The organism is Methylobacterium sp. 275MFSha3.1 (assembly GCF_900108435.1).
Classification (GTDB): Bacteria; Pseudomonadota; Alphaproteobacteria; order Rhizobiales; family Beijerinckiaceae; genus Methylobacterium.
In genome coordinates this window covers 24,806-49,646 of the sequence record NZ_FNWP01000016.1, presented here as the reverse complement: position 1 = coordinate 49,646, position 24,841 = coordinate 24,806, and the positions used below count along the sequence as shown (strand labels likewise).

Below are 24,841 nucleotides of genomic sequence, written 5' to 3'. Positions count from 1 at the left end.
ATATCAGTAATAACCCGAAACTGGCGTCCCTTATTCCCGCCTCATCCCGGCGGGCCCCCGGTCCGGGACTGGAACAGGTCGGCGAAGGCGCGCAGGTCGCGCCGGTTGAGGTCCGAGACCGCCCAGTAGGTGAGGTCGCCGAGGCGCCAGCGCTCGATCGTGGACCCGTCGCGCCGCTCCTCGCCGGCGCCGGGGCCGTCGGCGGCGGGGACCACCGTGACGCTGATGACGTGCCTGTCGCGGCGATAGACCAGGGTCGGCACGGGGGTTCCGCCGACGATGTCGACCCGGCCGCCGACCAGCGGGAAGCCCTTGTCGGACAGGTCGGGGGCCTCGGGCGCGAGGGTGGTCCGGCCGTTGAACCAGGGCTTCACCACGTGCCGGTCCGAGGAGGCGACGTCGAACGGCTGGGGCGCCGCGAGGCCGCGGAGATGGCCGGCGAGCACGGCCGCGCCGGTATCCGGGGCGCCGTCGGGGCGGTCGAGATAGGCGATCCCGCTGCCGAGCGCGGCCCCGCCGACGAGGCCGACGAGCAGCGTCGCGGCCAGCGCCTGCCGGGATCTGCGCCAGGATTCGAGCCAGGCCTCGACCCAGGCCTCGACCCAGGTCCCGACCCAGGACCCGAGCCGGGTCCCGAGCGGGCCTCCGAGGCGGCCGCGCGACGGGGGCGGGTCGGTGAAGCCGATCTGCTCGATCACGCGCGCCCGCAGGGATTCCGGGGCGGGCGGCCCCGCGAGGGGCCCGCGCAGGGTGGCCGAGAGGTCGCGGAGGCGTTCCGCCAGGGCCCGCGCGTCGGGATCCGCCGCGAGACGGCGCTCCATGGCCAGGACTTCGCCGGGCGACAGCTCGCCGTCCGCGTAGGCGCTGAGGAGCAGGAGGGTCTCGTCGTCGGTCATCGCCCGTCCTTCGCGAGCCGTGCAAGCAGGTGCTGCCGCGCGCGGCCGAGGCGCGACATCACGGTCCCGATCGGGACCCCCGTCACCGTGGCGATCTCCCGGTAGCTGAGGCCGTGGTACTCGCGCAGGACCAGCGCCTCGCGGAAGGCCACCGGCAGGGCCTCGACCGCCCGGGCGAGCTGCCCCGCGTCGTCGCGGGCGATGAGGGTCGCCTCGGGCGTCTCCGGGACCTCGATCAGGGCGCCCCCGATCTCCAGCTCGGCGCGGGCCTCGGGGGCGAGGTCGTCGGCGAAGACCACCGCCCGCGGCCGGTGCCGCTGCAGCCAGGAATAGCCGGTGTTGAGGACGATGGTCAGGAACCACGCTCGGGCATTGCCCTCGGCGAACCCCTCGATCGCCCGGTAGGCGCGCAGACACGCCTCCTGCATCACGTCCTCGGCGTCGGTGGCGTTGCCGGTGAGCCAGTGCGCGAGCCGGTAGCCCTCGTCCAGGCGCGGGAGAACGAGCTGACTGAAGCGCGCGCGCGCCAGGGTCGTCATGTCGGCGGCCGGGCCGGGCCCGCCCCGTCGAGAGCCTGCGAAGCCATGGGGTCCCTGCCCTCGTGCTCCTGCCTGCAGCCTTGTGCCACACAATCGGGAACCGGGCGGCGGCGGGCTTTATTCCCGCGTCCGGGCACGCGAATGTTCGGGGCGCTACTCGGGGCGCTACTCGGGAAGCCTCTCGGGCCGGTGGCGCGTCGCGACCGGCCGCCCCGGAGGCGCCCGGCGGTCCGGCGCCGCGGCCTCGCTCCCGCGGTCCTGTCCGGACGGCGATCGCCGGTCGGGTGCCGGTTCCGGGCAGCCGTCCGGACCGAGGCGCTTGCGGGCGACGCGCTCGGCCGCCGCCCGTTCCGCCGCCGAGGGGTTCGCGCCGCCGCTCTTATCCTGGGCCATGGCCATGTCCAACCGGAGCGGGACCGTCCGCGGTCCCGGTCGTGGCATCCCCGGCGCTGCCGGCCCGCATCACCGCCAACGGGAAAGGGGCAGGCCCCGCCTCCTCGGAGACGGGACCTGCCCCTGGATCAACCCGTGGGTCGGGCCACGGTTCGGCGCCGGACCCGCGCGTCGGGACGCGTGCCTGCGCGACCTTAGCGGCAGACGCGCCGCGGTCCCCACGGGGTCGGACGGAAGAAGCAGCGCGGGCCGTAGAAGCGCGGCCGCCGGTAGATCGGCCGGCAGCGCCCGTACGGGCCGGGCGCCCAGCCGGGGCCGCAGCCGAAGGCGACGGTGCTGACCGCGGCGGGGCCGGTGAGCGTATCGGCGCCGGCGGGCGCCAGGGGCGCCGCGCCGGCGGAGGCCAGGCCGAGGCCGCCGACGACAGCCGCGGCGGCCGCGATCATCTTCACGTGCATCATCATCAGACCTTCTGTTCGGTTCCGCGCCGGTTCGGCCCGGCGCAAGACCCGGTTAGAATGGTCATCGGGCCTGAATGTCGGCTGACCTCCGCCATCATCGTCTAGAAACAAACAGTCCGGCCGGCGCCCGCGCGGGGACGGGCGCCGCGGCGGGGCTCTAGCGGCGGTCGGCGCGGCCGAGCAGCGAGGCCGCGGCCGCGGTGGCCCCCGCCAGCAGGATCCCGGTCAGGACCGGGTTGATCGAGGCCCGGGTGTAGGCGCTGCGCATGACGTGGTGGGGCGAGCCGCCCCGCACGGCCCCGTCGCGGCCGGCCGCGTGGAGGGCGCCGTCCCGCCGCTTGCCGGCCGCGCCCGCCGTCTGGCTCCGCGACATCACCTGGGCGCCCATCCAGTCGGTCGCCGCGGGGACCCGCTTGCGCAGCGCGCTCATCAGCTTGCCGCCGCCGCCGACGTAGAGGTCGCGGGGCCCGTGCTCCGCGGCGTACAGGATCGCGTCGGCGACGTCGGCGGGGTCGTAGACCGGCGGCGGCAGCTTGGGCGCCTGCGCCATGTAGTTCCGGGCATGCTCCGGGAACGGCGTGTCGATCGAGGCCGGCTTGATGAGCGTCACCGAGACCGGGGCGCCCTCCTCTTGGAGCTCCATCCGGAGCGCGTCCGTGAAGCCTTTGATCGCGTGCTTGGAGGCGGAGTACATACCCTGGATCGGCAAGGCGAGGTCGGAGGCGACGGAGCCCAGGTTGATCAGCGCGCCGCCGGTCCGCTTCAGGTGCTGCAGCGCCACCGTCGAGCCGTAGACGATCCCCCAGAAATTGACGTCGAACAGCCGGCGATGGTCTTCGTCCGAAACCTCCTCGAGGCGGCCGAAGATCGAGAGACCGGCATTGTTGACCCAGGTGTCGAAGCCGCCGTAGGCGCGCACGGTCTCTGCGGCCAGCGCCTCGACATCCTCGCGGCGGGACACGTCGGTCACGACGGCCCGGGCCTCGCCGCCGCGCTCCTGGATGTCGCGGACGATGTCGTCGAGGGCGGCGCCGTTCCGGGCCGCCAGCACGACGCGGGCGCCGCGGCGGGCGGCCGCCCGGGCCGTGGCGAGGCCGATCCCGCTGGAGGCGCCGGTGATGACGATCACCTGCTCGCGCAGGGGCTTGTGCCGGATCTGCATGCTGCGTCTTCCTCTCTCGCGTGCTGTCTCGATGGCGGCGCTCAGCCCCGGCCTCCGCCCGGCCGGTCGCGCTCCGCGCCGAGGCTGGTCCCGCCCCGGCGCGCCTCCTCCTTCTCGGTGCCGGCCCGCTCCATCGGGCCGTCCTGCGGCCTGACCGTGCCGGTTGCGGTGTCGCGGGGGCTGTCGGCCAGGCCCGCGCGCTCCGGCTCGCCGTGCGGCATCCGCTCGGCCTGGGTGTCGTCCGGCGTGTCCGCCATGCTGCATCCCTCGCGATGGGCCTGATCCCCTGAGGGCCAACCCGTCAGGCGGCCGGCGTATCCGGCTGCCCCGGCCGCGGGGCGGCGGACGCTGCGCGCGAATCGAGGTGCGGGAGGGTGCGAGCCGGGCGAACGCGCCGCAGGAACACGGCCGCGGGGCCCGTGTTGTCTGCCAAATCTTTTTCACGAGGCGCCGATGTCAGGAACCGCCAAAAAGACCGACCCGAAACTGTGGGACAAGGTCAAGACGCAGGTCACGAAGTCCGAGAAGGGCGGGAAGCCCGGCCAGTGGTCGGCGCGCAAGGCGCAGATCGCGACCGCCGAATACAAGAAGGAGGGCGGCGGCTACGCCGGCAAGAAGTCGGCCGACAACCATCTCCAGCAATGGACCGACGAGGAGTGGGGCACGAAGTCTGGCAAAGAGAGCGGCAAGACCGGCGAGCGATACCTGCCCAAGAAGGCCCGCGAGAGCCTGACCGACACGGAATACGCCGCCAGCACGGCCAAGAAGCGCGCCGATACCCGGAAGGGCAAGCAGTTCTCGAAGCAGCCGAAGGCCGCCGCCGAGAAGGCCGCCGCGGCGCGCGAGGACGGCACGTCCACCAAGGCGTCCGGAAAAGGCAAGACGTCCGGCAAGACGACCGGCAAGTCTGCCGCCAAGGCGTCCGGCAAGGCGTCCGGCAAGGCGGAGACGACCAAGGCCGCGCTGATGCGCAAGGCCCGGGCGCAGAACGTGCCCGGCCGGTCGCGGATGTCGAAGGCGCAGCTGGAGCACGCGGTCCACGCCTGAGGCGCGCCGCGACGGGCCCTCGCCCCCGACGCAAGACGTCCCGGGAATGGCTCCCGGGACGCTCCTCGGCTCAAGCGGCCAGTTTGATCGGGCTGGGGATGCTCAGGTCGAGAGGGGATGCGGCTTGTCCAGAGGCCCGCGCGCCGTCCCGGTGACCGGGACGGCGCGCGGGTGGATCTTAGTACGAGCCGAACTTGTAGTTCAGGCCGGCGCGGATGACGGCGAACTCGTCGTCGCGGCGGCCGATGTTGTTGTACACCACCGGGAAGTTGTTGGCGGCGTTGATGACGAACGCACCCTGGTTGCGGGTGTTGCGGTCGAGGTTGACGTACAGGCCTTCGACCTTGAGCGTCACGGCGTTCGAGCGGAAGAAGTTCAGGAACGAGTCGGTGGGCAGGGCGTACTCGATGCCGCCGCCGACCGCGTAGCCGGTGCGGAAGCTGTCGTTGCCGGCGAAGCCGCCGAAGGAGCGGTCGGCGCTGCCGGAGCCGTAGGCGAAGCCGCCGGTGCCGTACACGAGGACGCGGTCGAAGGCGTAGCCGATGCGGCCGCGCACGGTGCCGAAGAAGTCGAGGCTGGAGAGGCCGCGCGGGTCGGTGACGTAGTAGCCGGGGGCCAGCGGGCCGACGAGGAAGGCGTTATTCCGGCTGCGGCCGAAGTCGAGGTACTGGGCGTCGGCCTCGACACCGACGACGATGCCGGAGCCCGGGGTGAACTGGAAGTTGTAGCCAACCTGGCCACCGCCGGTGAAGCCTTCCTGGTTGCGCTGGCTGAAGAAGGCGGTTGTGCCGTTGCCGTAGGGGGCGGGCACGCCGAAGCTGTTGGTGTTGTTGCTGCTGGCGTCGAAGGCGTAGCCGGCGTTGATACCGAAGTAGGCGCCGGTCCAGGTGAAGACCGGGACGGGGGTGAACACCGGCGGCGGGGCGGCGCGGCGCGGAAGGTCGGCGGCCGAGGCGGCGCCGGTCAGGAGAGCCGTAGCGGCGCTCGTTAGCAGAAGCTTCTTGATCATTTGGTCCTCTGTCTCCCGTTGGGCGGGATGTGTGCGGGGCGGACAGAACGCCAGGACGTGCCGGGGCGATAGTGCATCGCTGCAACAGCTCGGAATCGGGTCTTTGACCCCGAAACAGCCGGGTGCGCTGGAGCACATCGCGAAATCGACTGGTCTAGCCCGAGAAGAACTTCGGTATCCGAATGTTTCCAAAAACAAAATGCCCCGTCGCGCTCGAGCGGACGGGGCTTCAGTTTGTCGGTGAACGTTCCCAGGACCAACCAGGAAGCTTCGAGGTTTAATAAATCCTACCGGTCGGCGGCCCGCAAGCCCGATCGCGATCCCGCGAGCGGTTAACATTAATTTACGGGTGGTGCCCGCGCATCCCCGGGCGCGCGGGTGCGGGCGGCGCCGCAGATCTCGCGCGATCCCGTCCCGTATTGCGGGGCTTTCGGACGCCATCGCGCCTCTGTGCGGGCACCACTCGCGCGTCGGGCCGCGGATCTGCACAGATGAAACCGGCCGCCCGACTGGCCCGAGTCTTGATCGCGCATCCCCGGGTCTTGGTGCGCGGCCGCGGCCGGATCGATCTCCTCGGAACCGGCAGATCTCGCAGGGGATCGGCGGCGGCGCGGCGCCGGTCTCCCGGCCTGTGGAGAAGGCGCCGCCGCGCCGGGGCGGCGCGGCGGCCGCGGCTTTTCCGGCGCGCCGCAAGCCCTATCTGCCGGCCTCGTCGTCGGTTGAGATTTCAGGAGACGCGCATGCACCCCGTCGCGCTGCCTTCGATGCCGGCCCTCCGGGCCCGGACCGGGATCGAGGATGCCGGCCCCGCGCCGGCCGGGAGGCCTCGATGACCGACACGCCGGCCCCGTATCTCGCGGTGGCGTTCCTCTCGGCGCTGTGCCTGCTCGTGGCCGGGCTGCAGGCGGAGGGCCTCCTGTGGTGATCCGCCCGGTCCGGAGCCGCGCCGCCGTCCGTCCCGGCGGCCGGCGGAGGCGGGGCGCGACGCGTCCGCCCGCGTAGACCGCCGATGTTCGGCTTCTCCCTCAGCGCGACCGAGCCCGACAGCATCGCCCACATCATCCAAGTGGCGCTCGCGCCCGCCTTCCTGCTCTCGGCGCTGGCGACGCTGCTCAACGTGTTCTCGACCCGCCTCGGCCGGATCTCCGACAAGGTCGACAGCCTCTCGGCGGAGGCCGCCCGGGCGACGGAAGCCGAGGCCGGCCGCCTCGCCCGCCGGCTGACCTTCCTGCGGCGGCGCTCCTTCGTGCTGGACGTGGCGGTGGTCCTGGCCTCGCTGGCGGGCGGCCTGATCGGTCTTGCCGTGCTCACGCTGTTCGTCGGCGCGCTGCGCGACGCGGCGACCGCGTCCGTCCTGTTCGCCTGCTTCGGAGCGGCGCTGGTCTGCACCGTGGCGGCGATCGCGGCGTTCATGACCGAGATCCTCATGGCCGGCCGCGGCGTCCGCGACGCGGTCGACCGGCAGCAGGATCAGGTTTCGACGCCGCGGTGAGGCCCGTTCCGGATCGCCCGGACGCGCTCCGCGACCGGGGGCGGGCTCCCGGTCTTCCGGAGATCGCGGGGCGAGCCCGTGCCGCGTGCTGCGGCCGCGCCCGCCGTGCGGGCTGGGCGATCCGGAGCAAACGGGCGGTGATTTCGGTTGCGGCGTGCGCGAGCCGGGCCTTAGTCTCGCCGTGGCCCGACTCCGCCGCCGGCGACGCCCGAGTGTTCCGTCATGAGCATCGCGATCCTGATTGCCTTCGTTGCCGGCGCGCTCTGCCTCGGGATCCTGTCCGCGGTCATCCCGTTCGGGCGGCGCGAGGCCGAGGAGCTGGACGAGGCGCTCCCGTACGAGGACGAGTTCTTCGACGTGGGCGGCCCCGTGATCGATCTGGAGCCGCGCCACCTCACCTGACGGCGCGTCGGTCCGAAGCCTACCGGGCTGCCGATCCCCCGGTGCCGGGCGTCGCGGCGTCCTGCCGGGCCGACCAGACCACCCGCCCGGCGGAATCCCGCAGGGCCGCCGAGCCCGCGCGGCCGGCGCGCAGCTCCGCGAAGCGGGCCTTGGCGGCGGCGACCGCCGCCTCCACGAGGGGCCCGGGAATCTGCTCGTCGTGGATGATGATGCCGCCGGCGCTTTCCCGGTGGATCATGCACTGCAGCCGGTAGGGCGCCTGGGTCTCGGGCGTGGCCATGTGGCGATCTCCCGTCCGGTCACGGGGCCCGCGCGCCGCCGGAACGGGCGTGGCGCAAGGATCCCGGGCGCCGGCCTCTCTCGGTACGACGCGTCGAGCGCGATCCATACCAGATCGGTCCGGCCCGCGGGCGATCCCGCGCGGTGCCTCTCGCGCTCGCCCCCAACATCCCGCGCGGACGGGCATCGCCCGGCGGTCGGACGCCGCCCTGGCTCCGTCAGGCCGCCTCGCCCACCGCGTCGTCGGCGTCCGGGATCGTCTCCGGATCGCCCACGAGGGCGTCGCGCCGGTCGGCCGTCGCGACGCCCTCGCGGTTTGGTCGGCCACCTCGCCGCGCTCAACCGCGCCTGCGGGTGTAGCGCTCGACCACGCGCTGCCGGTGCGACGGGAGCTCGGGCAGGCGGGAGGGGCCCGCCAGGGCACGGTCCCGGGCCGCGGGGGGCCGGGGCGCGGGCAGCAGCTCCGGCGGGAACCGGGGCGTCTCGACGACGACCGCCTCCAGCACGATGGGCCGCATCCGCGGCGCGGAACGCACCGGTCGGCCAGGCCGTGCCGCGAGGGTGCCGAAGGTGCCGAGGGCCCAGAGCCCGAGGCAGAACAGGCCGATCAGGATCCCGTCCCAGGACGGCTCGGTCCGGCACATCAGGATCCCGGTGCCGGTGAGGGCTGCCGCGGCCGCGAACAGGCGCGGTGTCGGATCGGCGGAACGCATGCACCACCGTCGGTGCGGAGCCCTAGGGACGCGTGAACGGGATCGCTTGAATTGTCGGCACCGCCGGCTTCTCCTCAGGCTATTCCCAGGTTCTCTCCAAATTCTCCTCAGGTTCTCCCGGTACGCACCGGCCCCGGCGGCCGGGACGGGCACCGCGGCCCGGCGGACGCGCCTCAGTCCGCCAGGCTGGACGGGGCCTGCCACGCGACGCCGGGATGCTCGCGGATGTCCCCGGCCCGGGATCCGGTATCGGCGTCGCTCGTCCAGTCGCCGGGCTCGGCGACGTGGGCGATCTCGGCGTCCGGATAGGCGGCCGCCAGGAACAGGCGCGCCTCGCCCTCGGCCTCGGCCCGGACCGTCACGAGCGGCCGCTCGCCGCCCGCGTCGCACACCTGCGCGATGAACAGCTTGGTCATGGTCTCCCTCCAGACTCGTCCGCCGGCGCGGCGGGATCAGGCCTGCAGTTCCTCGACGTGGAGGCCGCCGGCCCGCAGGTGGTTCGGGATCCGCGTGCGGTCGCGGAAGCCGGCGGCGCGCGCCATCGCGTCGAGGGCGGCCATCGGATCGAGCGCCGCGCCGCTCCAGAGAATCGCGCCGGTCGCCGCCTGCATGATCCGGAACACCTTCACGCCACGCTCCCGGTCTCGACCCTCGGACAAGCCGGGGGGACTCGCGGGTGTTCCCGACGAACCGTGGCGGGCGCGCTGCGGCCGATTCGCGCCGGCCCGGCCCCGGCGGGAACGGGCGCCGCCGGGGTGCGGTTCTCCAGCCGACGCCGGCACAAGCCGGCACGGCGACGACCCGCGTCGAGACCCCGCTCGGGATCCAAGGAGAACCATGACCAGCCGCACCGTTCAGTCCGCCCTGCTCGCCCTCGCCCTCGTTGCCGGCAGCGCCGGGATGGCCGCCGCGCAGAGCACGCCCAACGGCAACACCTCGTCTCCCGGCGCCCCCGCGGGTGATAACAGCACCGGCAACGGCGCCACCGGCAGCGGCGCGGCCCCGAGCGGCCGGTAACCGCCGGTTAACCATAAGGGTCGAAGCCCTCGATCCTCACAACCGTGCAACTCACCGTCCCGCGGCCACCCGGCCTGCGGGACGTTCTGTTTCACGGCCCCTTGCCGGCCTCTCGCCGACCGCGCCGGGACGGAGCACGGCGCGGAGTCCGGTGATTGGAACGGAGTGCCACTTTTCTGGGCAGACAGAATCGCCATATTGTCGGCGTGACCGGGCCGCGCTCGGTCAGGACTAACACGGGCGATGCGACCGAAACCGATCCTGCAGCTCAGGGGCGAGAGCCCGGGTCATCGTCAGGCCGACGACTGGCGCGACGCCGTCGCGCCGTTCTGGGATTTCACGATCCGCCGGGAGGACCTCCCCGATTTCCGCGGGCAGTCCCGGGTCCGTCACCTCGGCACCGCGATCGTCTGCAGCGCCCGCGCCTCCGGGCTCCGGTTCGTGCGCGCGCGGGCCCTGACCGCCCGGATGGGCGTCGACCACATCGTCGCCCACATGCGCGTCTCCGGGCAGTCCCGGGTCACGATCGGCGGCCGGGAGCGGGACTGCGCCCCCGGCGACATCTGCCTGTTCGACCTGTCGCAGCCGCTCTCCGCCGCCTCCACGGACTACGAGGCCATCACGGTGGTGCTGCCGCGCCCGCTCTTCGGATCCCGGCAGAGCGGCCTCGACGCCCTGCACGGCTCGGTGATCCGGGGCGCGACCCCGTTCGGCCGGATGCTCAGCGACCACCTGCACTCCCTGAGCGCGCACGCGACCGGGTTCTCGGAGCCGGAGGCCGCGGCGGCGGCCGAGGCCACCGCCGCGCTGCTCGGCGCGGCGACCCTGGGCCTGCCGGAGGACGGAGGGGGCACGCAGCCGCCCGAGCGGGCGCCTCTGCTCGTCGCGATCCGGCGCTTCATCGAGGCCGAGCTGGCCTCCGCGGACCTTTCCGCCGAGACGATCGGGCGGCGGTTCGGCGTCTCGCGGAGCGCCCTCTACCGGCTGTTCGTCCCCCTCGGGGGGGTCTCCGGCTACGTCCGGCAGCGCCGGCTCGCCCGCGCCTACCGCGACCTCGCCACCGGCGACGGGCGCTTCGCCCGCATCTCCGAGGTGGCGTATCGCTGGCGCTTCGAGAGCCCCGCGCATTTCACCCAGGCCTTCCGCGCGGAGTTCGGCTGCGCCCCCCGGGACGTCCGCGACCGGGCCGCGGCCGAGCCCGACCGGTCCCCGGCCGCGGAGCCGCCGGCCCAGGCCGAGACCTGGGCCGACTTCTACCAGTGGGTCCTCAAGCTGGCGGCCTGAGGGGGCCGGGGTCGGCACCCCGGACCTTGTGCCCCCGGCCTCGGATGGCTCATAAGGGCCGCGATGACCTTCGGGGTTCGGCATAGGCGCCCGGCCGGGGCGCGGGGCTGGTGGGCGCTCGCCGCCCGCGCGCTCGCGCTCGTCCTGGCGCTGACCGTCGCCGCTCCGGGCGTCGGCCTCGCGGCGGATCTCGCCTTCCACGCCGGCGCCCATCACGACCGGGGCCAGGGCCCGGCCCTCGACGCGCCGGCGGCGCCCGCGACCGTCGATCCCGGCCTCTCGGAGCACCTCCATTGCGGCTGCCATCAGGCGGCCCGCCTGGAGGCCACCGAGATCGCGCCCCCGGCCGCTCCGGGCCGGGTGCTGCCGGGCGCCCTCGCCCAGGGCCGCCCCTCCGTCAGTCCCGACCGCCTGCCGCGGCCTCCGCGCGCGTGAGCTGACGCCGCCCGCGGGCGGCGCTCCGCCCGGATGCCGAACCGGCTCCGGGTTCACCCCCACGCGACACCTGAACGGGACCCTCCGGGACCGCCGCGCGCGGCACCCCGCCCTCCCGGCCGAGCAGCTTTCCCATGCGCATCATCCTGTCCGTGGCCGCCGCCGCGGCACTCCTGGCCGCCGGCTTCGCCCTCGGCGCCGCCGCCCCCGGCGCCCCGACCCTGCCCGACCGTCTCCGGCAGACCCTCGCGTCCGTCGGGCTCGCCCGAGCCCCGGCCGACGACCACGATCAGCGCTACGCGGCGGCCGCACCGGACCGGCCCAAAGCCGCGCCCGACCCGCACGCGGGCGACGATCACGCCGGCCACGACCACGACCACGCGCACAACCACGCGCACGGCAACGAGCACGGCGACGCGCACGGCGCCGACGAGCCTCACGAGGCGGGCACGATCCGGATGCGGCCCGATCAGGTCGCCGGCCAGGACATCGTCACGCGCAGTGTGGAGGGCGGCACGCTGGCGCGCCACCTCCTCGTCCCCGGCACGATCACGCCCGACACCGACCGGATCGCCCGGGTCCCGGCCCGGGTGGTCGGGACCGTGGCCGAGATGCGCAAGCGCCTCGGCGACGCCGTGCAGGCGAACGAGGTCGTCGCCATCCTCGACAGCCGCGAGGTCGCCGACGCCAAGAGCGAGTACCTCACTGCCCAAGTCCAGGCCGAGCTGCAGACGATCAACTTCGAGCGCCAGCAGAAGCTGCTCGCCTCGCGCAGCGCCTCCGAGGCCGCGTTCGAGACCGCCCGGGCCGCCTATCTGGAGAACCGGCTCCGGGTCGACCTCGCCCGCCAGAAGCTGTCGGCGCTCGGCCTCGACGCCGCCGAGGTCGCCCTCGCCCAGAAGCGCGACGAGGCGACGCCGAACCAGTCGACGCTGCGCCGCTACCCCCTGCGGTCGCCGCTCGCCGGACGCATCGTCGAGCGCAAGGTCGATGTCGGCACGGCGGTCGGCAAGGAGGGCGATCCGGCCGACCTCTACACGGTGGCGGACCTCTCCACGGTCTGGATCGAGCTGTCGGTGCCGACCGTGGACCTCGCCCAGGTGCGGGAAGGCGCCCGCGTGACGGTCACGCCCGGCCGGACGGGCGAGACGGAGCGCCGGGCGGAGGGCCGCGTGATCTTCGTCAGCCCCTTCCTCAACCCCGACACGCGCTCGGCCCGGGTGGTGGTCGCCCTGCCGAACCCCGACCTCGCGTGGCGGCCCGGCACCTTCGTGACCGCCGAGGTCGAGATCGCGCAGGACGCGGTCCCGGTCCGGATCCCCAAGGCGGCGGTCCAGACCGTCGAGGGCCAGAGCGTCGTCTTCGCGCGCACGGCCGAGGGGTTCGAGAAGCGGCCGGTCACCCTCGGCCGCTCCGACGACGAGGCCTACGAGGTCACCGCCGGGCTCGAGCCCGGTGCCGAGATCGCGGTCGGCAACGCGTTCCTGCTGAAGGCCGAGCTCGGCAAGGCCGACGCCGGCCACGCCCACTGAGGAGACGGACGATGATCAGCCGCATCCTCGCCGTCTCGGTCCGCCAGCGCTGGCTGGTGCTGCTCCTCGTGCTGCTGGCCTCGGCCTTCGGCGCCGCCGCGCTCACGCGGCTGCCCATCGACGCCGTGCCCGACATCACCAACAACCAGGTCCAGATCAACACCCTGGCCCCGTCCCTGTCGCCGGCCGACGTCGAGCGGCAGGTCACCTACCCGGTCGAGACGGCGCTCGCCGGCATCAAGGGCCTCGAGTACACCCGCTCGCTCTCGCGCAACGGCTTCTCGCAGATCACCGCGGTCTTCGCCGAGTCCCTCGACATCTACTTCGCCCGCCAGCAGGTCGCCGAGCGCATCGCCCAGGTGCGGGAGGAGCTGCCCTCCGGGGTCGAGCCGCGGATGGGCCCGATCTCCACGGGCCTCGGCGAGATCTACATGTGGTCGGTCCAGTACGCGCCGTTGCCTGAGCGCGCGGCCGTGCCGGCGGGCCGGCCGGGCTGGCAGCCGGACGGGAGCTACCGGACCCCGGAGGGTCAGGCGCTCAGGACGGAACTGGAGCAGGTCGCCTACCTGCGCACGGTGCAGGACTGGATCGTGCGGCCGCAGATCAAGTCCGTCCCGGGCGTCGCCGGCGTCGACGGGATCGGGGGCTTCGAGAAGCAGTACCACGTCCAGCCGGACCCCACGAAGCTCACCGCCCTCGACCTGTCCTTCGCGGACGTCGCCCGGGCGCTCCAGGCCAACAACGCGAACCAGGGCGCCCGCTACCTGGAGGATAACGGCGAGAGCTACGTGGTGCGCGCCGCCGGCCGCCTGGAGAGTCCGGAGGCGATCGCCGACGTCGTCGTGGCGAGCCGCGGCGGCGTGCCGGTGCGGATCCGCGACGTCGCCACGGTGCGGATCGGGCGCGACCTGCGCACCGGCTCGGCGAGCGAGAACGGGCAGGAGACCGTCATCGGCACCGCCCTGATGCGGATCGGCGAGAACAGCCGCACGGTGGCGGCCGCCGTCGATGCCCGCATGGACCAGATCCGGCGGGCCCTGCCCCCCGGCATCGTCGTCCAGACCGTCCTCGACCGGACGCAGCTCGTCGAGGCCACGATCCGCACGGTGGGCAGGAACCTCGCGGAGGGCGCGGCCCTCGTGATCGTCGTCCTGTTCCTGCTGCTCGGCAACATCCGGGCGGCGCTGATCGCCGCGCTGGTCATTCCGGCCGCCATGCTGATGACCGTGACCGGCATGGTCGAGGGGAGGATCTCGGCGAACCTGATGAGCCTCGGGGCGCTGGATTTCGGGCTCATCGTCGACGGGGCGGTGATCATCACCGAGAACGCGCTCCGCCACCTCGCCGAGCGGCAGCACGCCCTCGGGCGGCCGCTCGCGCTGGAGGAGCGCCTGGAGACGGTGCGGGACTCGGCCGAGGAGATGATCAAGCCGTCCCTCTACGGGCAGGCGATCATCATGCTGGTCTACGTCCCGCTCCTGACCTTCACGGGGGTCGAGGGCAAGATGTTCCAGCCGATGGCGCTGACCGTCATCCTCGCCCTGGCGGCGGCCTTCGTGCTGTCGCTGACCTTCGTGCCGGCCCTGATCGCCATCGCGCTGACCGGCCGGGTCACCGAGGCCGAGAACCCTCTCGTCCGGGGCCTGAAGGCGCTCTACCGGCCCGTCCTCGCGGCGGCGATCCGGGCGCCCGCCCCGTTCGTCGGGACGGCGCTGCTCCTCCTCGCGGGCGCAGGGCTGCTCGCCACCCGGCTCGGGACCGAGTTCATCCCGCAGCTCGACGAGAAGAGCATCGCCCTCAACGCCACACGGATCCCGTCCACCTCTCTCACCCAGTCGCAGGCGATGCAGCTCAAGGTGGAGCGGGCGATCGCCAAGTTCCCGCAGGTCGCCTACGTGTTCTCGAAGACCGGTACCGCCGAGGTCGCCACCGACCCGATGCCGCCGAATTCCTCCGACACCTTCGTGATGCTCAAGCCGCAGGCGGACTGGCCCGACCCGGGCCTGTCGAAGGCCGAGCTGCAGGAGCGGATCGAGGCGTCCTTGAGCGAGCTCGCCGGCAACGTCTACGAGTTCTCCCAGCCGATCCAGCTACGCTTCAACGAGCTGCTCGCCGGGACGCGGGGCGACCTCGCCGTGAAGGTGTTCGGCGACGCCTTCGAGCCGATGCTGGAGACCGCCAACAGGATCGCCGCGATCCTGCGCGGGATCCCGGGCGCCGACGACGTGAAGGTCGAGCAGATCACCGGCCTGCCGGTCTTCGAGATCAGGATCGACCGGACCGAGGCGGCCCGGCTCGGCCTCAGCACCGGGGCGATCCAGGACGTGATCGGCGCCGCCATGGGCGGCCGGGACGCCGGGGTCGTGTTCGAGGGCGACCGGCGCGTGCCGATCGTCGTGCGCCTGACCGATCAGGTCCGCGAGGACCGGGAGGCCCTGGAGAACCTGCCGGTCCCCCTGCCCCCGGGCGCGAACGGCAAGGCCGCCTCCGTGCTCCTGCGGCAGGTGGCGCAGTTCTCGGTGAGCGAGGGGCCGAACCAGATCAGCCGCGAGAACGGCCGGCGCCGGGTCGTGGTCACCGCCAATGTCCGCGGGCGCGACATCGGCTCGCTGGTGGCGGAGGCGCAGGCGAAGGTTGCCGCGCAGGTGACCCTGCCGGCGGGCTCGTACGTCACCTGGGGCGGCCAGTTCGAGAACCTCGCCTCGGCTCAGGCGCGGCTCACCGTGGTGGTGCCGGTGTGCTTCTTCCTGATCTTCCTGCTGCTCACCTCGGCGCTGGGCAGCGCGCGGGACGCGCTCCTGGTGTTCAGCGCGGTGCCGCTGGCGCTCACCGGCGGCATCGCGGCCCTGTGGCTGCGGGGGATGCCGCTCTCGGTGCCGGCCGCGGTCGGGTTCATCGCGCTCTCGGGGGTGGCGGTGCTCAACGGCCTCGTGATGCTGACCTTCATCAAGCAGCTCGTCGCCGCGGGCCGGCCGCTGCGGGCGGCGATCCGCGAGGGCGCTCTCACCCGGCTGCGGCCGGTGGCGATGACCGCGCTGGTCGCCTCCCTTGGTTTCGTGCCGATGGCGCTCGCCACCGGCACCGGGGCCGAGGTACAGCGGCCGCTGGCGACCGTGGTGATCGGCGGCCTGATCAGCGCGACCCTGCTGACCCTGGTGGTGCTGCCGGCGCTCTACGCGCGGTTCGGGCGCGCCGGTCCGGCCGACCGCGCTGCGCCCACGGCGGAGCCGGTGGCGGATCGCGCCGCCTGACGGCGCCCGCGCCGCGGCCGCGCCCGTCGCCGGGCGGGACGGTCGTCAGGCGGGGAGGATGTGCAGCATCCCGCCGACCATGCCGAGGGCGCCGATGCCGATCAGCCCCACGGCGATGTAGAGCCGCATCCGGCTCTCGTCGGCGGCCGACGGCGGCTGGGGGTCTTCGGGCAGGTCGAACCAATCCATCGGGTGAGCGCAGCCGATCGGGTGGGCGGGAGGCGCCGCCCTAGGCCGGCCGGATGACGACGGGATGACAACGGGATGACGGCGGTATGCCGGCCGCGCAGGCCGCTACGGCTTCACCAGCAGCACGTTCACCGCCTTGGCGAGCACGTGGACGGTGTCGCCTTCCTTGAGGCCCAGCTCCTCCAGCGAGTCGACCGTCATGACCGAGGCCATGCGGTAGGCGGTGCCGACCAGCTCCACCTCGACCTGGGCCATCACGTCCCCGCTCTTGATCGCCGTCACCGTGGCGGGGATGTCGTTGCGCGCGCCGTGTTTCATGGGAGCTTCCGGGTTGCGCAGCCGGTTCGGCCGCCATCGAGGCCTATCGCGGCCGGGGCCCCGGCATCAATCACGACGCCGGGACCGCGATCGGGAAACCTCCGGGAAACCGCCGCGGTCCGGCCCGGGGCAGGGCCGGATCAGCGACGGCCGGAGGCTCCGGCCGAGCCGCCATCGCTGCCGCCCGGCTGGAATCCGGCCGCGTTCGGCGGCCCCTTCATCCGGCCGTCCTGCTTCGGCATCTCCGAGCCCGGAGATCCGGTCGTCGTGCCCGTCGTCTCGCCTTTGCCCGTCGCGCCCTGGCCCGCCGCGCCCTGGCCCGTGTAGCCGGCCGCGTTGGGCGAACCCTGCATGCGGGTCCCGGTATTCTCCGCGGCCGTGGCGGCCGCGCCTGTCGCCAGGAGGCCGGCGACGGTCAGGCTGATCAGCGTCTTCATGTGCGAATCCTCAAGCGCTTCCCCAGGCCGCCTCTCCGGACGTACCGGGGCAACGCGGCCGGACGGATCCCGTTCACGCCGCCGCGACCGGACCGGCGCGGGCGCCGGGGTTGCGGGACAATACTTGCTGCGATGCGATATTTCTGCATCGAAGACGGGGCGCGAGCCCGTTCCGCGAGGCAATGTATTGATTTATGTACGGAGTTGAGCCGCCGCGCACAATTGCAATCCGCGGCAGAATCTGTTTGAATATTCGGACGCGTTGCATTCCATCGTGGTGACTGAATTCGCTTGCGGCCTATCGGGCTCTGCGAGGAGGTCGAACATGTACGCTTTGGCCAAGACCAGAGAGAGAACCGACTGGGAGCTGGTCGTCGTCTTCGGCAGCTGGATCGTCTTCGAGATCGCGATCCTGATGCTGTGCTTGGTGTCGATGTAGGCTTTCTTCGGGACTACGCCCGATCCGCCACGCCCCGGGCGGTGCCGGATCCCCGGCCGGGTGGCCGATGCTTGGAGATGCGCGGAGACGCTTGAGAAACCCGCGCGTGCCGGGGCATGCTCTGCCGATCGCAGGAGTCGCCGACAGGGTCGGCGCGACGGCAGGGGACGGGTGCATGGCGAAGGCGGTGCGGGCGGGCGGCGATCGCGAGGCGCGTCAGAGACCCCCGTCCGAGGACGTCCACGCCGCGGAACTCGCGCGCCTGCGCGCCGAGGATCCGGCGCCGCGGCCGCCCGGCTGGCAGCTCTCGCTCCAGGCCGTCCGGCGCTTCATCTGCGGCGACGGCGCGACCCCCGCCAAGGTGGTCTGCGCCCCGGCGCTCGTGGAGCGGGCCATGGTCACCCTGGCGACCTCCCGCGCCCTGCTGCTGATCGGCGAGCCCGGGACCGCCAAGAGCCTGCTCTCGGAACTCCTCGCCGCCGCGATCAGCGGGCGCTCGACCCTGACGATCCAGGGCGGCGCGTCGCTGACCGAGGACCAGATCCGCTACGGCTGGAACTACGCGCTGCTCGTCGCCGAGGGGCCGAGCCCGCGCGCCCTGGTGCCGGGCGCCCTCCATACCGGCCTCAGCGAGGGGCGGATCGTCCGCTTCGAGGAGCTGACCCGCTGCCCGCTGGAGGTGCAGGACAGCCTGCTCTCGGTCCTGTCCGACCGGGTGCTCGCGGTGCCCGAACTCACCGGCGCGGACGGGATGGTCTACGCCCGGGAGGGGTTCAACCTGATCGCCACGGCCAATACCCGCGACCGGGGCGTCAACGAGATGTCGGCGGCCCTCAAGCGCCGGTTCGGCTTCGAGACCGTCTTCCCGATCGCCGATCTCGACGCCGAGCTCGCCCTGGTGCAGCGCGAGGCCACCGCCCTGCTGGCCCGCTCCGGCGTGCCCCGCGCCCCGGATCCGGAGGTGCTCGAACTCCTCGTGACCTGCTTCCGGGAGCTGCGCGAGGCCGTGGACACCGAGGGCACCGGCATGGAGCGGCTCTCGTCCGTGATGAGCACCGCGGAGGCGGTCAGCGTCGCCCACGCCATCGGCGTGAAGGGCCATTTCCTGCGCGGCGATGCCGGCCGGCCGGAGGACATCGTCGCCTGCCTCGCCGGCACCGCCGCCAAGGACGACGCCGAGGACCTCGCCCGCCTGCGCCGCTACCTCGACCAGCGCGTCAGCCGCCGCTCCGGCGCGGCGTGGCGGGAGTTCTACGCGGCGCGGCACCTCCTCACCCCGCAATGAACCCCGCAACGAGCGGTCCCGCGCCGGATCCCGGCCGCCTGACCGTCATCGGCGTTCGCCACCATTCCCCGGCCTGCGCCGGGCTCGTCCGGCGCACGATCGCGGCGCTGCGGCCGGCCTGCGTGCTGATCGAGGGGCCGGTCGACTTCAACCCGCACCTGCCCGACCTCGCCCTCGGCCACGACCTGCCGGTGGCGATCTTCTCGTTTCGGGCCGACGCGGCGGGCAGCGCCGCCTCCTACACGCCGTTCTGCGCCTTCTCGCCGGAATGGCAGGCCCTGGAGGCGGGCCGGGCGGTGGGTGCCGAGACGCTGTTCTGCGACCTGCCGGCCTGGGACCCGGCCTTCGGACGCCGCGCCAACCGCTACGCCGACCCGCACGGGGCGCGCGCCGAGGCGGCCGAGCGGGCGCTGGCCGCCGCCCTCGGCGTCGCCGACCAGGACGCCCTCTGGGACGTCCTCGCCGAGGCGGCGCCCGAGGCGGAGCTGCCGGCCCGGCTCGACCGCTACTTCGCCCTGCTGCGCCCGCCCGGCACGGACGATCCCGCCGAGGAGGCCCGCGAGCGCTTCATGGGCGCCTACGCGGCCCACGCCCTGCGGGCGGCCGGCGACCGGCCGGTCGTCCTCGTCTGCGGCGGCTGGCACGCGGACGCCGTCCGGCGCCACGCCGCGCGGGCGGACGGGACCCGGCCCGAGCCGGCGCCGCCGGAGCCGGACCTGCGCACCGGCAGCTACGTGGTGCCCTACGCCTATCCCCGGCTCGACCGGTTCTCGGGCTACGCGGCCGGCATGCCGGCGCCGGGCTACTACGAGCGCGTGGCCGAGTCGGGCCTCGCCCCCGCGGCCGACTGGGCGATGACGGCGATCACCGCGGCCCTGCGCGAGGCCGGGCAGGTCGTCTCCACCGCCGACCGCGTCGCCTGGCGGGTCCACGCCGAGGCCCTCGCCCGGCTGCGCGCCCATCCCGCGATCCTGCGCGCCGACCTGATCGACGCGGCCCTCGCGGCCCTGGTGAAGGACGCCCTCGACCGCCCGCCTGCCTGGGCGGCCGGCCGCGCCGCGCCTGGCCACCCGGCGCTCGCCGCGATGCTGCGGGCGCTCACCGGCCCGCGCGAGGGACGCCTCGCCCCCGGCACCCGGCAGCCGCCCCTCGTGGCCGACGTCGCCGAGCGCCTGCGCGTCGCCGACCTGGAGCCGGGGCCGGCCCGCCGCAGCGTCGACCTCGACTGGGCCGAGCCCGGTGACCGGGCGCGGGCGAACCTGCTCCACCGGCTGGTCCTGCTCGGGTTGCCGGGGATCGCCCGCGAGGGCCCGGACCGCGCCGGGCCCGGCCTGCCGCGGGAGCGCTTCACGCTCGTGCGCCACCCGCACTGGCTCGGCGCCCTGATCGAGGCCTCGCTCGGGGGCGGGACCCTGGAGATGGCCGCCTCCGCCCGGATCACCGCCCGGGTCGAGGCGGCGCCCGATTCCCTCGAAATCCTCGCCGGGGCCCTGTCCGACGCGCTGTTCGCCGGCCTCACCCTGAAGGGCGAACTGCTCGCCCGCCTGAGCGCGGGCATCGCGGCGGCGCACGACGCTGCCGCCCTGGGCGCCGCCGGGGCCGGGATCGTGCGGCTGTACCGGTTCGGCGACGCCTTCGCGCCGGCGCGGCCGGCCCTCGCCCGCCTCTGCGCCGTCCTGGCGGCCCGGGCGCTCTTCGTCGTCGAGGCCGTCCGGGACCCGCGCGCGGGGCTCGGCGCCATCCCGCTGGTCCTCGCCTGCCGCGACCTGTTCCGCGAGGTCGGCGCGGAGATCCCGGGCCTCGATGACCTGCGCGCACCGTTCTCCGCCATGCTCGGCCGCCGCCTCGCCGATCCGGAGACGCCGCCGGCCCTCGCGGGGGCGGCGCTCGGCTTCCGCGTCGCCTGCGGCGATGCCGGATCGGACCCGGAGGCCGCCCTGGCCTGGCTGCGCCGCTTCGGCCTGCCCGCGACGCTCGGCGACTTCCTCGCCGGCCTGTTCGCCCTCGCCCGCGAGGAGATCGCCGCCGACGCGACCCTCGCCTCCGTCGAGGGTCTGGTGGCCGCCTGGGGCGACGACGACTTCCTGCGCGCGCTGCCGTCCCTGCGGATGGCCTTCGCGTGGTTCCCGCCCCGGGAGCGCGAGCGCATCGCCGTCGCGATCCTGCGCCGGAGCGGCCTCGGCGAGGCCCGGGCCGAGGTCGAGGCCCTGGCCTGGATGCGCCAGCGCGCCCGCCCTGCCGATCAGGCCGAGGCCCTGGCCCGCGAGGCGCGGGTCGCCGCGCGGCTCGCCCGCCACGGGTTGACCTGAGCCGCGACAAGGAAAATTTTACCGCCGCGCCATGGGGAGAGGACTGCATGCAGCGTTACGAGCTGACGGCGGGAACATCGGCGAAGTTCTGGGAGGCCGGAGCCGAGGACAGCGTTCTCATCGTGAGATTCGGCCGGATCGGCACGCAGGGGCAGTCCAAGACGAAGAGCTTTCCGAGCGCGCAGGCGGCCCAGGTCGAACTCGACCGGCTGGTACGGGAGAAGACCGGCAAGGGCTATCGCCCGGCGGGTGAGGCCGCGCGGGCCGGACCGGATCCGGCCTCCGGAGCGGGCGCCGCGGCGACGGGCAACGCCGCCGCATCCCCGGCGGCCGAAGCTCAGGTCGCCGAGGCCCGGTTCGCTGAGACCGGGACCGCCGGGATGTCGCCCGCCCCCGCCGCCGGCGCGGAGGCGCGCCGCGTCCCGATCTTCACCGGTACGCCCCTGCCCACCCGCAGCCGGCCCGGCGCGCCCCTCGACGCCGCCGCCGACTGGGCCGCCTTCGCGGCGCGGATCCGCCCGCTGCTGGAGGCCGCCCCGGACGAGGCGCGCGCGCCGGCCGAGGCCCTCGCCGCCCGGCTCGACAGCGCGCCGCCGGCCCTCGACCCGGACGAGGTCCGCGCCTGGCTGGAGCGGCTCGAGGCGGCCTGCCCGGCGCTGAGCCAGCGCCCCTGGGGCGCCAAGCCCAGACCGCAGGGGCCGGCGGCCCGGGCGGCGTTCACGCATCTCGCCCGCTGGCTCGTGGCCCGCTCCGGCACCGGGGGGACGCTCGTGGCCCTGCTCGACCGGCTGCGGCCCCGTCCCTCCGGCCGCTACGGCTCGCTCCCGGTCTCGGCCTGGGACATCCCCACCACCTTGGGTCTCCGGGCGGCCCTGGTCGCCGCCCCCGAGGCGGCGTACGCGGAGGCCCTGGACGCGGCCCACCGGCTCGCCGCTTCGGACCCGGAGCCCACCCTCGCCCGCTGGCTCGCGGTGATCTTCGCGGACGACCGGCCCGGCGCCGACCACGCTCTCTCCGCCCGCGCGGTGCTGGCGCGCTGCGACCCGCCCGATCCCAAGGCCTACGGCAATTCCCACGTCGCCCTGCCGCTGATCGTCGACCTGCCGCCCGCGCAGGCCGCGCCCTGGTACGCCGCGCCGTATCACCGGGCGACGCTGGCGACCTGCGATGTCGGGGCCGAGGAGGCCGCCGCGACGGTGATCGCCGTCGCCGACGCGGCCGGCGAGCCGGCCACCCCCGGCCTCGTCTGGCTCCTGGAGGGGGCGGTCGGCCCCGAGCGCACGATCGTCGCCCGGGCCCTGCTGGAGACCCGCGCCGCCGACGCCCTCGACGCGCTCCTGCCCTTCGTGGGCACCAAGCTGGTCCGCGACGCCCTCGACGCCGCCGACGCGGCCTTCCCCGACTGGATGCTGCGGGCCTATCTGGGCGCGCTCCAGGGCAAGGGGGAGCCCGCCTACGGCCCCCGGGCCGTGACCCTCGCCGCGCGCCACGGGCACGAGACCGCCCGCGCCTGGGCGGCGGCCGAGGGCGGCCGGGGCGCAGGGCGCCTGGACCGGCTGCTCGCCGCCGGAAGCGCGCCGCAGGCGGCGCCGGAGGCTCTGCCCCCGGTGCTCCGGGACGCGCCCTGGCGGCGGCGCGGGACCGCGCGCGCCCGGTCGGAACGGGCGGTGGCGCCGATCCCGACGCCCTTCGCGCACGGCTTCGACCCCGACGAGGCCCTCGACCGCAGCACCTTCTACTTCGAGGCCGGGACGCTGGTGGAGTCCATGACGGACCTCGCGGCGCGGATCCGCGCCACCGAGGCGGAGGCCCTCTACGACATGCCGATCCCGCCGCCGGCCGAGCCCGTGCCCGCCGCCGACGCGGATCCGGCCACCGCCCTGGCCTGGCTCGACCGCCGGCTCGACCTGGACCGCGACGCGTTCACCGGCTTCTTCTACTTCAACTACGGGCCCTGGTTCCGGATGGTCGGGTGGCAGCCCGAGCCCCTGGCGCTGATGCTGTGGGAGAAGACCGGGCCGCAGCGCGCCCACTACGTCGCATGGCGGCGCACCATCGCGGTGATGCTGTCGCGCTTCGGCGCGCGGGCCGTGCCCGGCCTCGTCCGCCTCGTCGCGGCGGATCCGGCGCAGCTCCTGCCGGAGGTCGAGCCGGTGGACGCCGCCGACCTCGCCCCGGTTGCCGCCCGGGCCTTCCACCGCACCCGCAAGCTCCGGCCGGCCGCGGCCGCGTGGCTGCGCGCCCATCCCCGTACCGCCGCGCTGCGGCTCCTTCCCGAGACCCTCGGGGCCGCCGGCCCGGACCGCGACGCGGCCGACGCGGCCCTGCGCTTCCTCGCCGCCGAACCCGCGGGGCGCGCCGCCCTCGACGCCGCCGTCGCGGCCTACGCGGAGCGGGATCCCGGCGTGCCCGGGGCGGTGGCCGCCGGCGTCGACAGCGACCCGCTGGAGCAGGTGCCGTCCAAGCCGCCGAAGCTCCCTGACTGGGTGGTCCCCGCCGCCCTGCCCCGCCCGGTCCTGCGGAGCGGCGGCGCCCTGCCCGACGCCGCCGTCACCGCCCTGTGCGAGATGCTCGCCTTCTCCGACCCGCTCGCGCCCTACGCGGGCGTCGCGCAGGTCCGCGCCGCCTGCACGCCGGAGAGCCTCGACGCCTTCGCCGTCGCGCTGTTCCAGTCCTGGATCGCCGCCGGCGCCAAGGCGACGGGAGAGTGGGCGATGCAGGCGCTCGCCCTGATCGGGGGCGACCACGCCGCCCGCGACCTCACCCGGCAGATCCGCGCCTGGGGGCAGGCCGGCCTCAGGCCGCGCGGCAAGGCCGGCATCGCCGTGCTCGCCGGGATCGGCACCGACGTGGCGCTGATGAACCTCAGCGCCATCGCCGAGAAGAGCCCGCTGCTGCAACTGCGCGAGGCCGCCCGCGCCGCCATCGTCGACGCCGCCGAGGCCCGCGGCCTCGACGAGGTCGACCTCGCCGACCGGCTCTCCCCCGATCTCGGCCTCGACGCGCGCGGCGGGCTCGACCTGTCCTTCGGGGAGCGCCGGTTCCGGGTCGGCTTCGACGAGACCCTGAAGCCCGTCCTGCGCGACGCCGAGGGCCGGCGGCTCGCCGCCCTGCCCCGCCCGACCAAGGCGGACGATCCCGAATCCGCCAAGGCGGCGTCCCGGCACTGGGCGGCCGTGCGCAAGGACGCGGAGGCCGCGGCTGGCCTGCAGATCACCCGGCTCGAGGCCATGCTGGCGTCCCAGCGCCGCGTCGCCCCCGGGGTGTTCTGGCCGTTCTTCGCCGCCCACCCGCTGATCCGCCACCTCGCCGGGCGGCTCGTCTGGGGCCTCTACCCGGACGCCGCGCCCGCGACGCCGCCGGGGCACGTCTTCCGCCTCGCGGAGGATCTCTCGCCGACCGACGCCGCGGACCACGCCCTCGCCCTCGACGTCGCGGCGGCCGAGGGCGTGGTCGGCCTCGTCCACCCCCTGCACCTCGACCCGGAGGAACGGACCACCTGGAGCGGCCTGTTCGCCGATTACGAGATCGCCCAGCCGTTCCCGCAGATCGCCCGCGAGACCTTCGCGTTCACCGAGGCCGAGCGAGGCGCCGCCGAGACCCACCGCTTCGACGGGGTCCGGGTGGGCGGCCGCCGCCTGCGGGGGCTGCGGCCCCAGGGCTGGTCGACCGACACGGGGAGCGAGCACGTCCATGCGGTGCAGCGTCCGGTCGCGCTGCCCGACGGCACCCGCCTCGTCGCGGTCCTCCGATTCGAGGACGGGTTCTGGCACCGGCCCGGCCCGGAGGGCGACGGGATCCAGACGCTGCGTACCCTGACCCTGTCGGAGACCGGCTGGCGCGCCGCGGCGACCCACCGGTTCGGCGACCTCGACCCGGTGACCGCGAGCGAGGTCCTGCGGACGCCGAGCCTGCTCGCCGCCGCCAGCGACGCGTGAGAGGGAGACAGGCC

Annotated in this window: 25 protein-coding genes; 11 read left to right on the top strand and 14 right to left on the bottom strand. The window is 74.5% G+C overall.

Annotated elements, in window-relative coordinates; translation table 11 throughout:
* Positions 1-41: 41 nt before the first annotated feature.
* The 6 genes from BLW78_RS31430 to BLW78_RS19150 all read right to left on the bottom strand — a co-directional run bounded on the left by BLW78_RS31430 (position 42) and on the right by BLW78_RS19150 (position 3,708).
* Positions 42-896, bottom strand: coding sequence for an anti-sigma factor family protein (locus BLW78_RS31430; RefSeq protein ID WP_170855189.1), 855 nt, complete (start codon positions 894-896; stop codon positions 42-44).
* Entirely contained in the window at positions 893-1,435 is a 543-nt protein-coding gene (locus BLW78_RS19170; protein WP_091681447.1) for a sigma-70 family RNA polymerase sigma factor, read from the bottom strand. The genes BLW78_RS31430 and BLW78_RS19170 overlap by 4 nt, the downstream gene beginning before the upstream one ends.
* 165 nt (positions 1,436-1,600) lie before the next feature.
* Positions 1,601-1,828, bottom strand: a complete 228-nt coding sequence (locus tag BLW78_RS19165; RefSeq protein WP_244492105.1) for a hypothetical protein — start codon at positions 1,826-1,828, stop codon at positions 1,601-1,603.
* A gap of 194 nt (positions 1,829-2,022) precedes the next feature.
* Positions 2,023-2,289: a GCG_CRPN prefix-to-repeats domain-containing protein gene (locus BLW78_RS19160; RefSeq protein WP_026605238.1), complete on the bottom strand. Its 267-nt coding sequence runs from the start codon at positions 2,287-2,289 to the stop codon at positions 2,023-2,025.
* 157 nt (positions 2,290-2,446) lie between these two features.
* Complete coding sequence (locus BLW78_RS19155; RefSeq protein WP_091681446.1) at positions 2,447-3,451, bottom strand: SDR family oxidoreductase; 1,005 nt, start codon at positions 3,449-3,451, stop codon at positions 2,447-2,449.
* 41 nt (positions 3,452-3,492) lie between these two features.
* Positions 3,493-3,708, bottom strand: coding sequence for a hypothetical protein (locus tag BLW78_RS19150; RefSeq protein WP_170855188.1), 216 nt, complete (start codon positions 3,706-3,708; stop codon positions 3,493-3,495).
* Positions 3,709-3,904: 196 nt separating this feature from the next.
* Between BLW78_RS19150 and BLW78_RS19145 the strand changes: the two genes are divergently transcribed.
* Entirely contained in the window at positions 3,905-4,498 is a 594-nt protein-coding gene (locus tag BLW78_RS19145) for a hypothetical protein (protein ID WP_091681444.1), read from the top strand.
* Between the two features lie 178 nt (positions 4,499-4,676).
* On the opposite strand, the gene BLW78_RS19140 is transcribed toward BLW78_RS19145, so the two are convergent.
* The gene (locus BLW78_RS19140) at positions 4,677-5,507 is read right to left on the bottom strand and encodes an outer membrane protein (protein ID WP_091681443.1); all 831 of its coding nucleotides are present in this window, start codon (positions 5,505-5,507) and stop codon (positions 4,677-4,679) included.
* 1,009 nt (positions 5,508-6,516) lie between these two features.
* On the opposite strand from BLW78_RS19140, the gene BLW78_RS19135 reads away from it, so the two are divergent.
* Both BLW78_RS19135 and BLW78_RS19130 read left to right on the top strand, forming a co-directional pair.
* Positions 6,517-6,999, top strand: coding sequence for a DUF2721 domain-containing protein (locus BLW78_RS19135; protein ID WP_020095112.1), 483 nt, complete (start codon positions 6,517-6,519; stop codon positions 6,997-6,999).
* Between the two features lie 222 nt (positions 7,000-7,221).
* Positions 7,222-7,401: a hypothetical protein gene (locus BLW78_RS19130; protein ID WP_020095111.1), complete on the top strand. Its 180-nt coding sequence runs from the start codon at positions 7,222-7,224 to the stop codon at positions 7,399-7,401.
* 19 nt (positions 7,402-7,420) lie between these two features.
* Here BLW78_RS19130 and BLW78_RS19125 read toward each other — a convergent pair whose 3' ends face one another.
* From BLW78_RS19125 to BLW78_RS31425, 4 genes are all read right to left on the bottom strand, one after another.
* Entirely contained in the window at positions 7,421-7,681 is a 261-nt protein-coding gene (locus tag BLW78_RS19125) for a hypothetical protein (protein ID WP_091681441.1), read from the bottom strand.
* A 337-nt stretch (positions 7,682-8,018) separates the two neighbouring features.
* A complete protein-coding gene (locus tag BLW78_RS19120; protein WP_042671492.1) occupies positions 8,019-8,393 on the bottom strand; it encodes a hypothetical protein in 375 nt (124 codons plus the stop codon).
* A 173-nt stretch (positions 8,394-8,566) separates the two neighbouring features.
* The gene (locus BLW78_RS19115; RefSeq protein WP_091681439.1) at positions 8,567-8,809 is read right to left on the bottom strand and encodes a hypothetical protein; all 243 of its coding nucleotides are present in this window, start codon (positions 8,807-8,809) and stop codon (positions 8,567-8,569) included.
* 36 nt (positions 8,810-8,845) lie between these two features.
* Complete coding sequence (locus BLW78_RS31425) at positions 8,846-9,022, bottom strand: hypothetical protein (protein ID WP_020095107.1); 177 nt, start codon at positions 9,020-9,022, stop codon at positions 8,846-8,848.
* A gap of 208 nt (positions 9,023-9,230) precedes the next feature.
* Here BLW78_RS31425 and BLW78_RS19110 point away from each other — a divergent pair, with 208 nt between their 5' ends.
* From BLW78_RS19110 to BLW78_RS19090, 5 genes are all read left to right on the top strand, one after another.
* Positions 9,231-9,410 (top strand): hypothetical protein, encoded by a 180-nt coding sequence (locus BLW78_RS19110; protein ID WP_020095106.1) that lies wholly within the window; start codon positions 9,231-9,233, stop codon positions 9,408-9,410.
* 243 nt (positions 9,411-9,653) lie between these two features.
* Positions 9,654-10,694 carry an AraC-like ligand-binding domain-containing protein gene (locus BLW78_RS19105; RefSeq protein ID WP_020095105.1) on the top strand — a complete coding sequence of 347 codons (1,041 nt, stop codon included), beginning with the start codon at positions 9,654-9,656 and terminating at the stop codon, positions 10,692-10,694.
* A gap of 63 nt (positions 10,695-10,757) precedes the next feature.
* On the top strand, positions 10,758-11,129 hold the full coding sequence (locus BLW78_RS19100) for a hypothetical protein (RefSeq protein ID WP_091681438.1): 372 nt from the start codon (positions 10,758-10,760) through the stop codon (positions 11,127-11,129).
* A gap of 134 nt (positions 11,130-11,263) precedes the next feature.
* The gene (locus BLW78_RS19095) at positions 11,264-12,661 is read left to right on the top strand and encodes an efflux RND transporter periplasmic adaptor subunit (protein WP_091681436.1); all 1,398 of its coding nucleotides are present in this window, start codon (positions 11,264-11,266) and stop codon (positions 12,659-12,661) included.
* 11 nt (positions 12,662-12,672) lie between these two features.
* Complete coding sequence (locus tag BLW78_RS19090; protein WP_091681435.1) at positions 12,673-15,912, top strand: efflux RND transporter permease subunit; 3,240 nt, start codon at positions 12,673-12,675, stop codon at positions 15,910-15,912.
* Between the two features lie 45 nt (positions 15,913-15,957).
* Here the strand turns inward: BLW78_RS19090 and BLW78_RS31420 are convergent, their stop codons facing one another.
* From BLW78_RS31420 to BLW78_RS19080, 3 genes are all read right to left on the bottom strand, one after another.
* Positions 15,958-16,101: a hypothetical protein gene (locus tag BLW78_RS31420; RefSeq protein WP_020095101.1), complete on the bottom strand. Its 144-nt coding sequence runs from the start codon at positions 16,099-16,101 to the stop codon at positions 15,958-15,960.
* Positions 16,102-16,206: 105 nt separating this feature from the next.
* Positions 16,207-16,419 carry a TOBE domain-containing protein gene (locus tag BLW78_RS19085; RefSeq protein ID WP_091681433.1) on the bottom strand — a complete coding sequence of 71 codons (213 nt, stop codon included), beginning with the start codon at positions 16,417-16,419 and terminating at the stop codon, positions 16,207-16,209.
* A 140-nt stretch (positions 16,420-16,559) separates the two neighbouring features.
* Positions 16,560-16,856, bottom strand: a complete 297-nt coding sequence (locus BLW78_RS19080; protein ID WP_091681431.1) for a hypothetical protein — start codon at positions 16,854-16,856, stop codon at positions 16,560-16,562.
* 614 nt (positions 16,857-17,470) lie between these two features.
* Here BLW78_RS19080 and BLW78_RS19075 point away from each other — a divergent pair.
* Genes BLW78_RS19075 through BLW78_RS19065 form a run of 3 tightly spaced genes read left to right on the top strand, consistent with a single transcriptional unit; the run spans position 17,471 to position 24,827 of the window.
* Positions 17,471-18,580, top strand: a complete 1,110-nt coding sequence (locus BLW78_RS19075; protein WP_056530677.1) for an ATP-binding protein — start codon at positions 17,471-17,473, stop codon at positions 18,578-18,580.
* A complete protein-coding gene (locus BLW78_RS19070; RefSeq protein WP_091681429.1) occupies positions 18,577-20,889 on the top strand; it encodes a DUF5682 family protein in 2,313 nt (770 codons plus the stop codon). Before BLW78_RS19075 ends, BLW78_RS19070 begins: the two co-directional genes overlap by 4 nt.
* A 47-nt stretch (positions 20,890-20,936) precedes the next feature.
* Positions 20,937-24,827, top strand: coding sequence for a WGR and DUF4132 domain-containing protein (locus BLW78_RS19065; RefSeq protein WP_091681428.1), 3,891 nt, complete (start codon positions 20,937-20,939; stop codon positions 24,825-24,827).
* Positions 24,828-24,841: the final 14 nt, after the last annotated feature.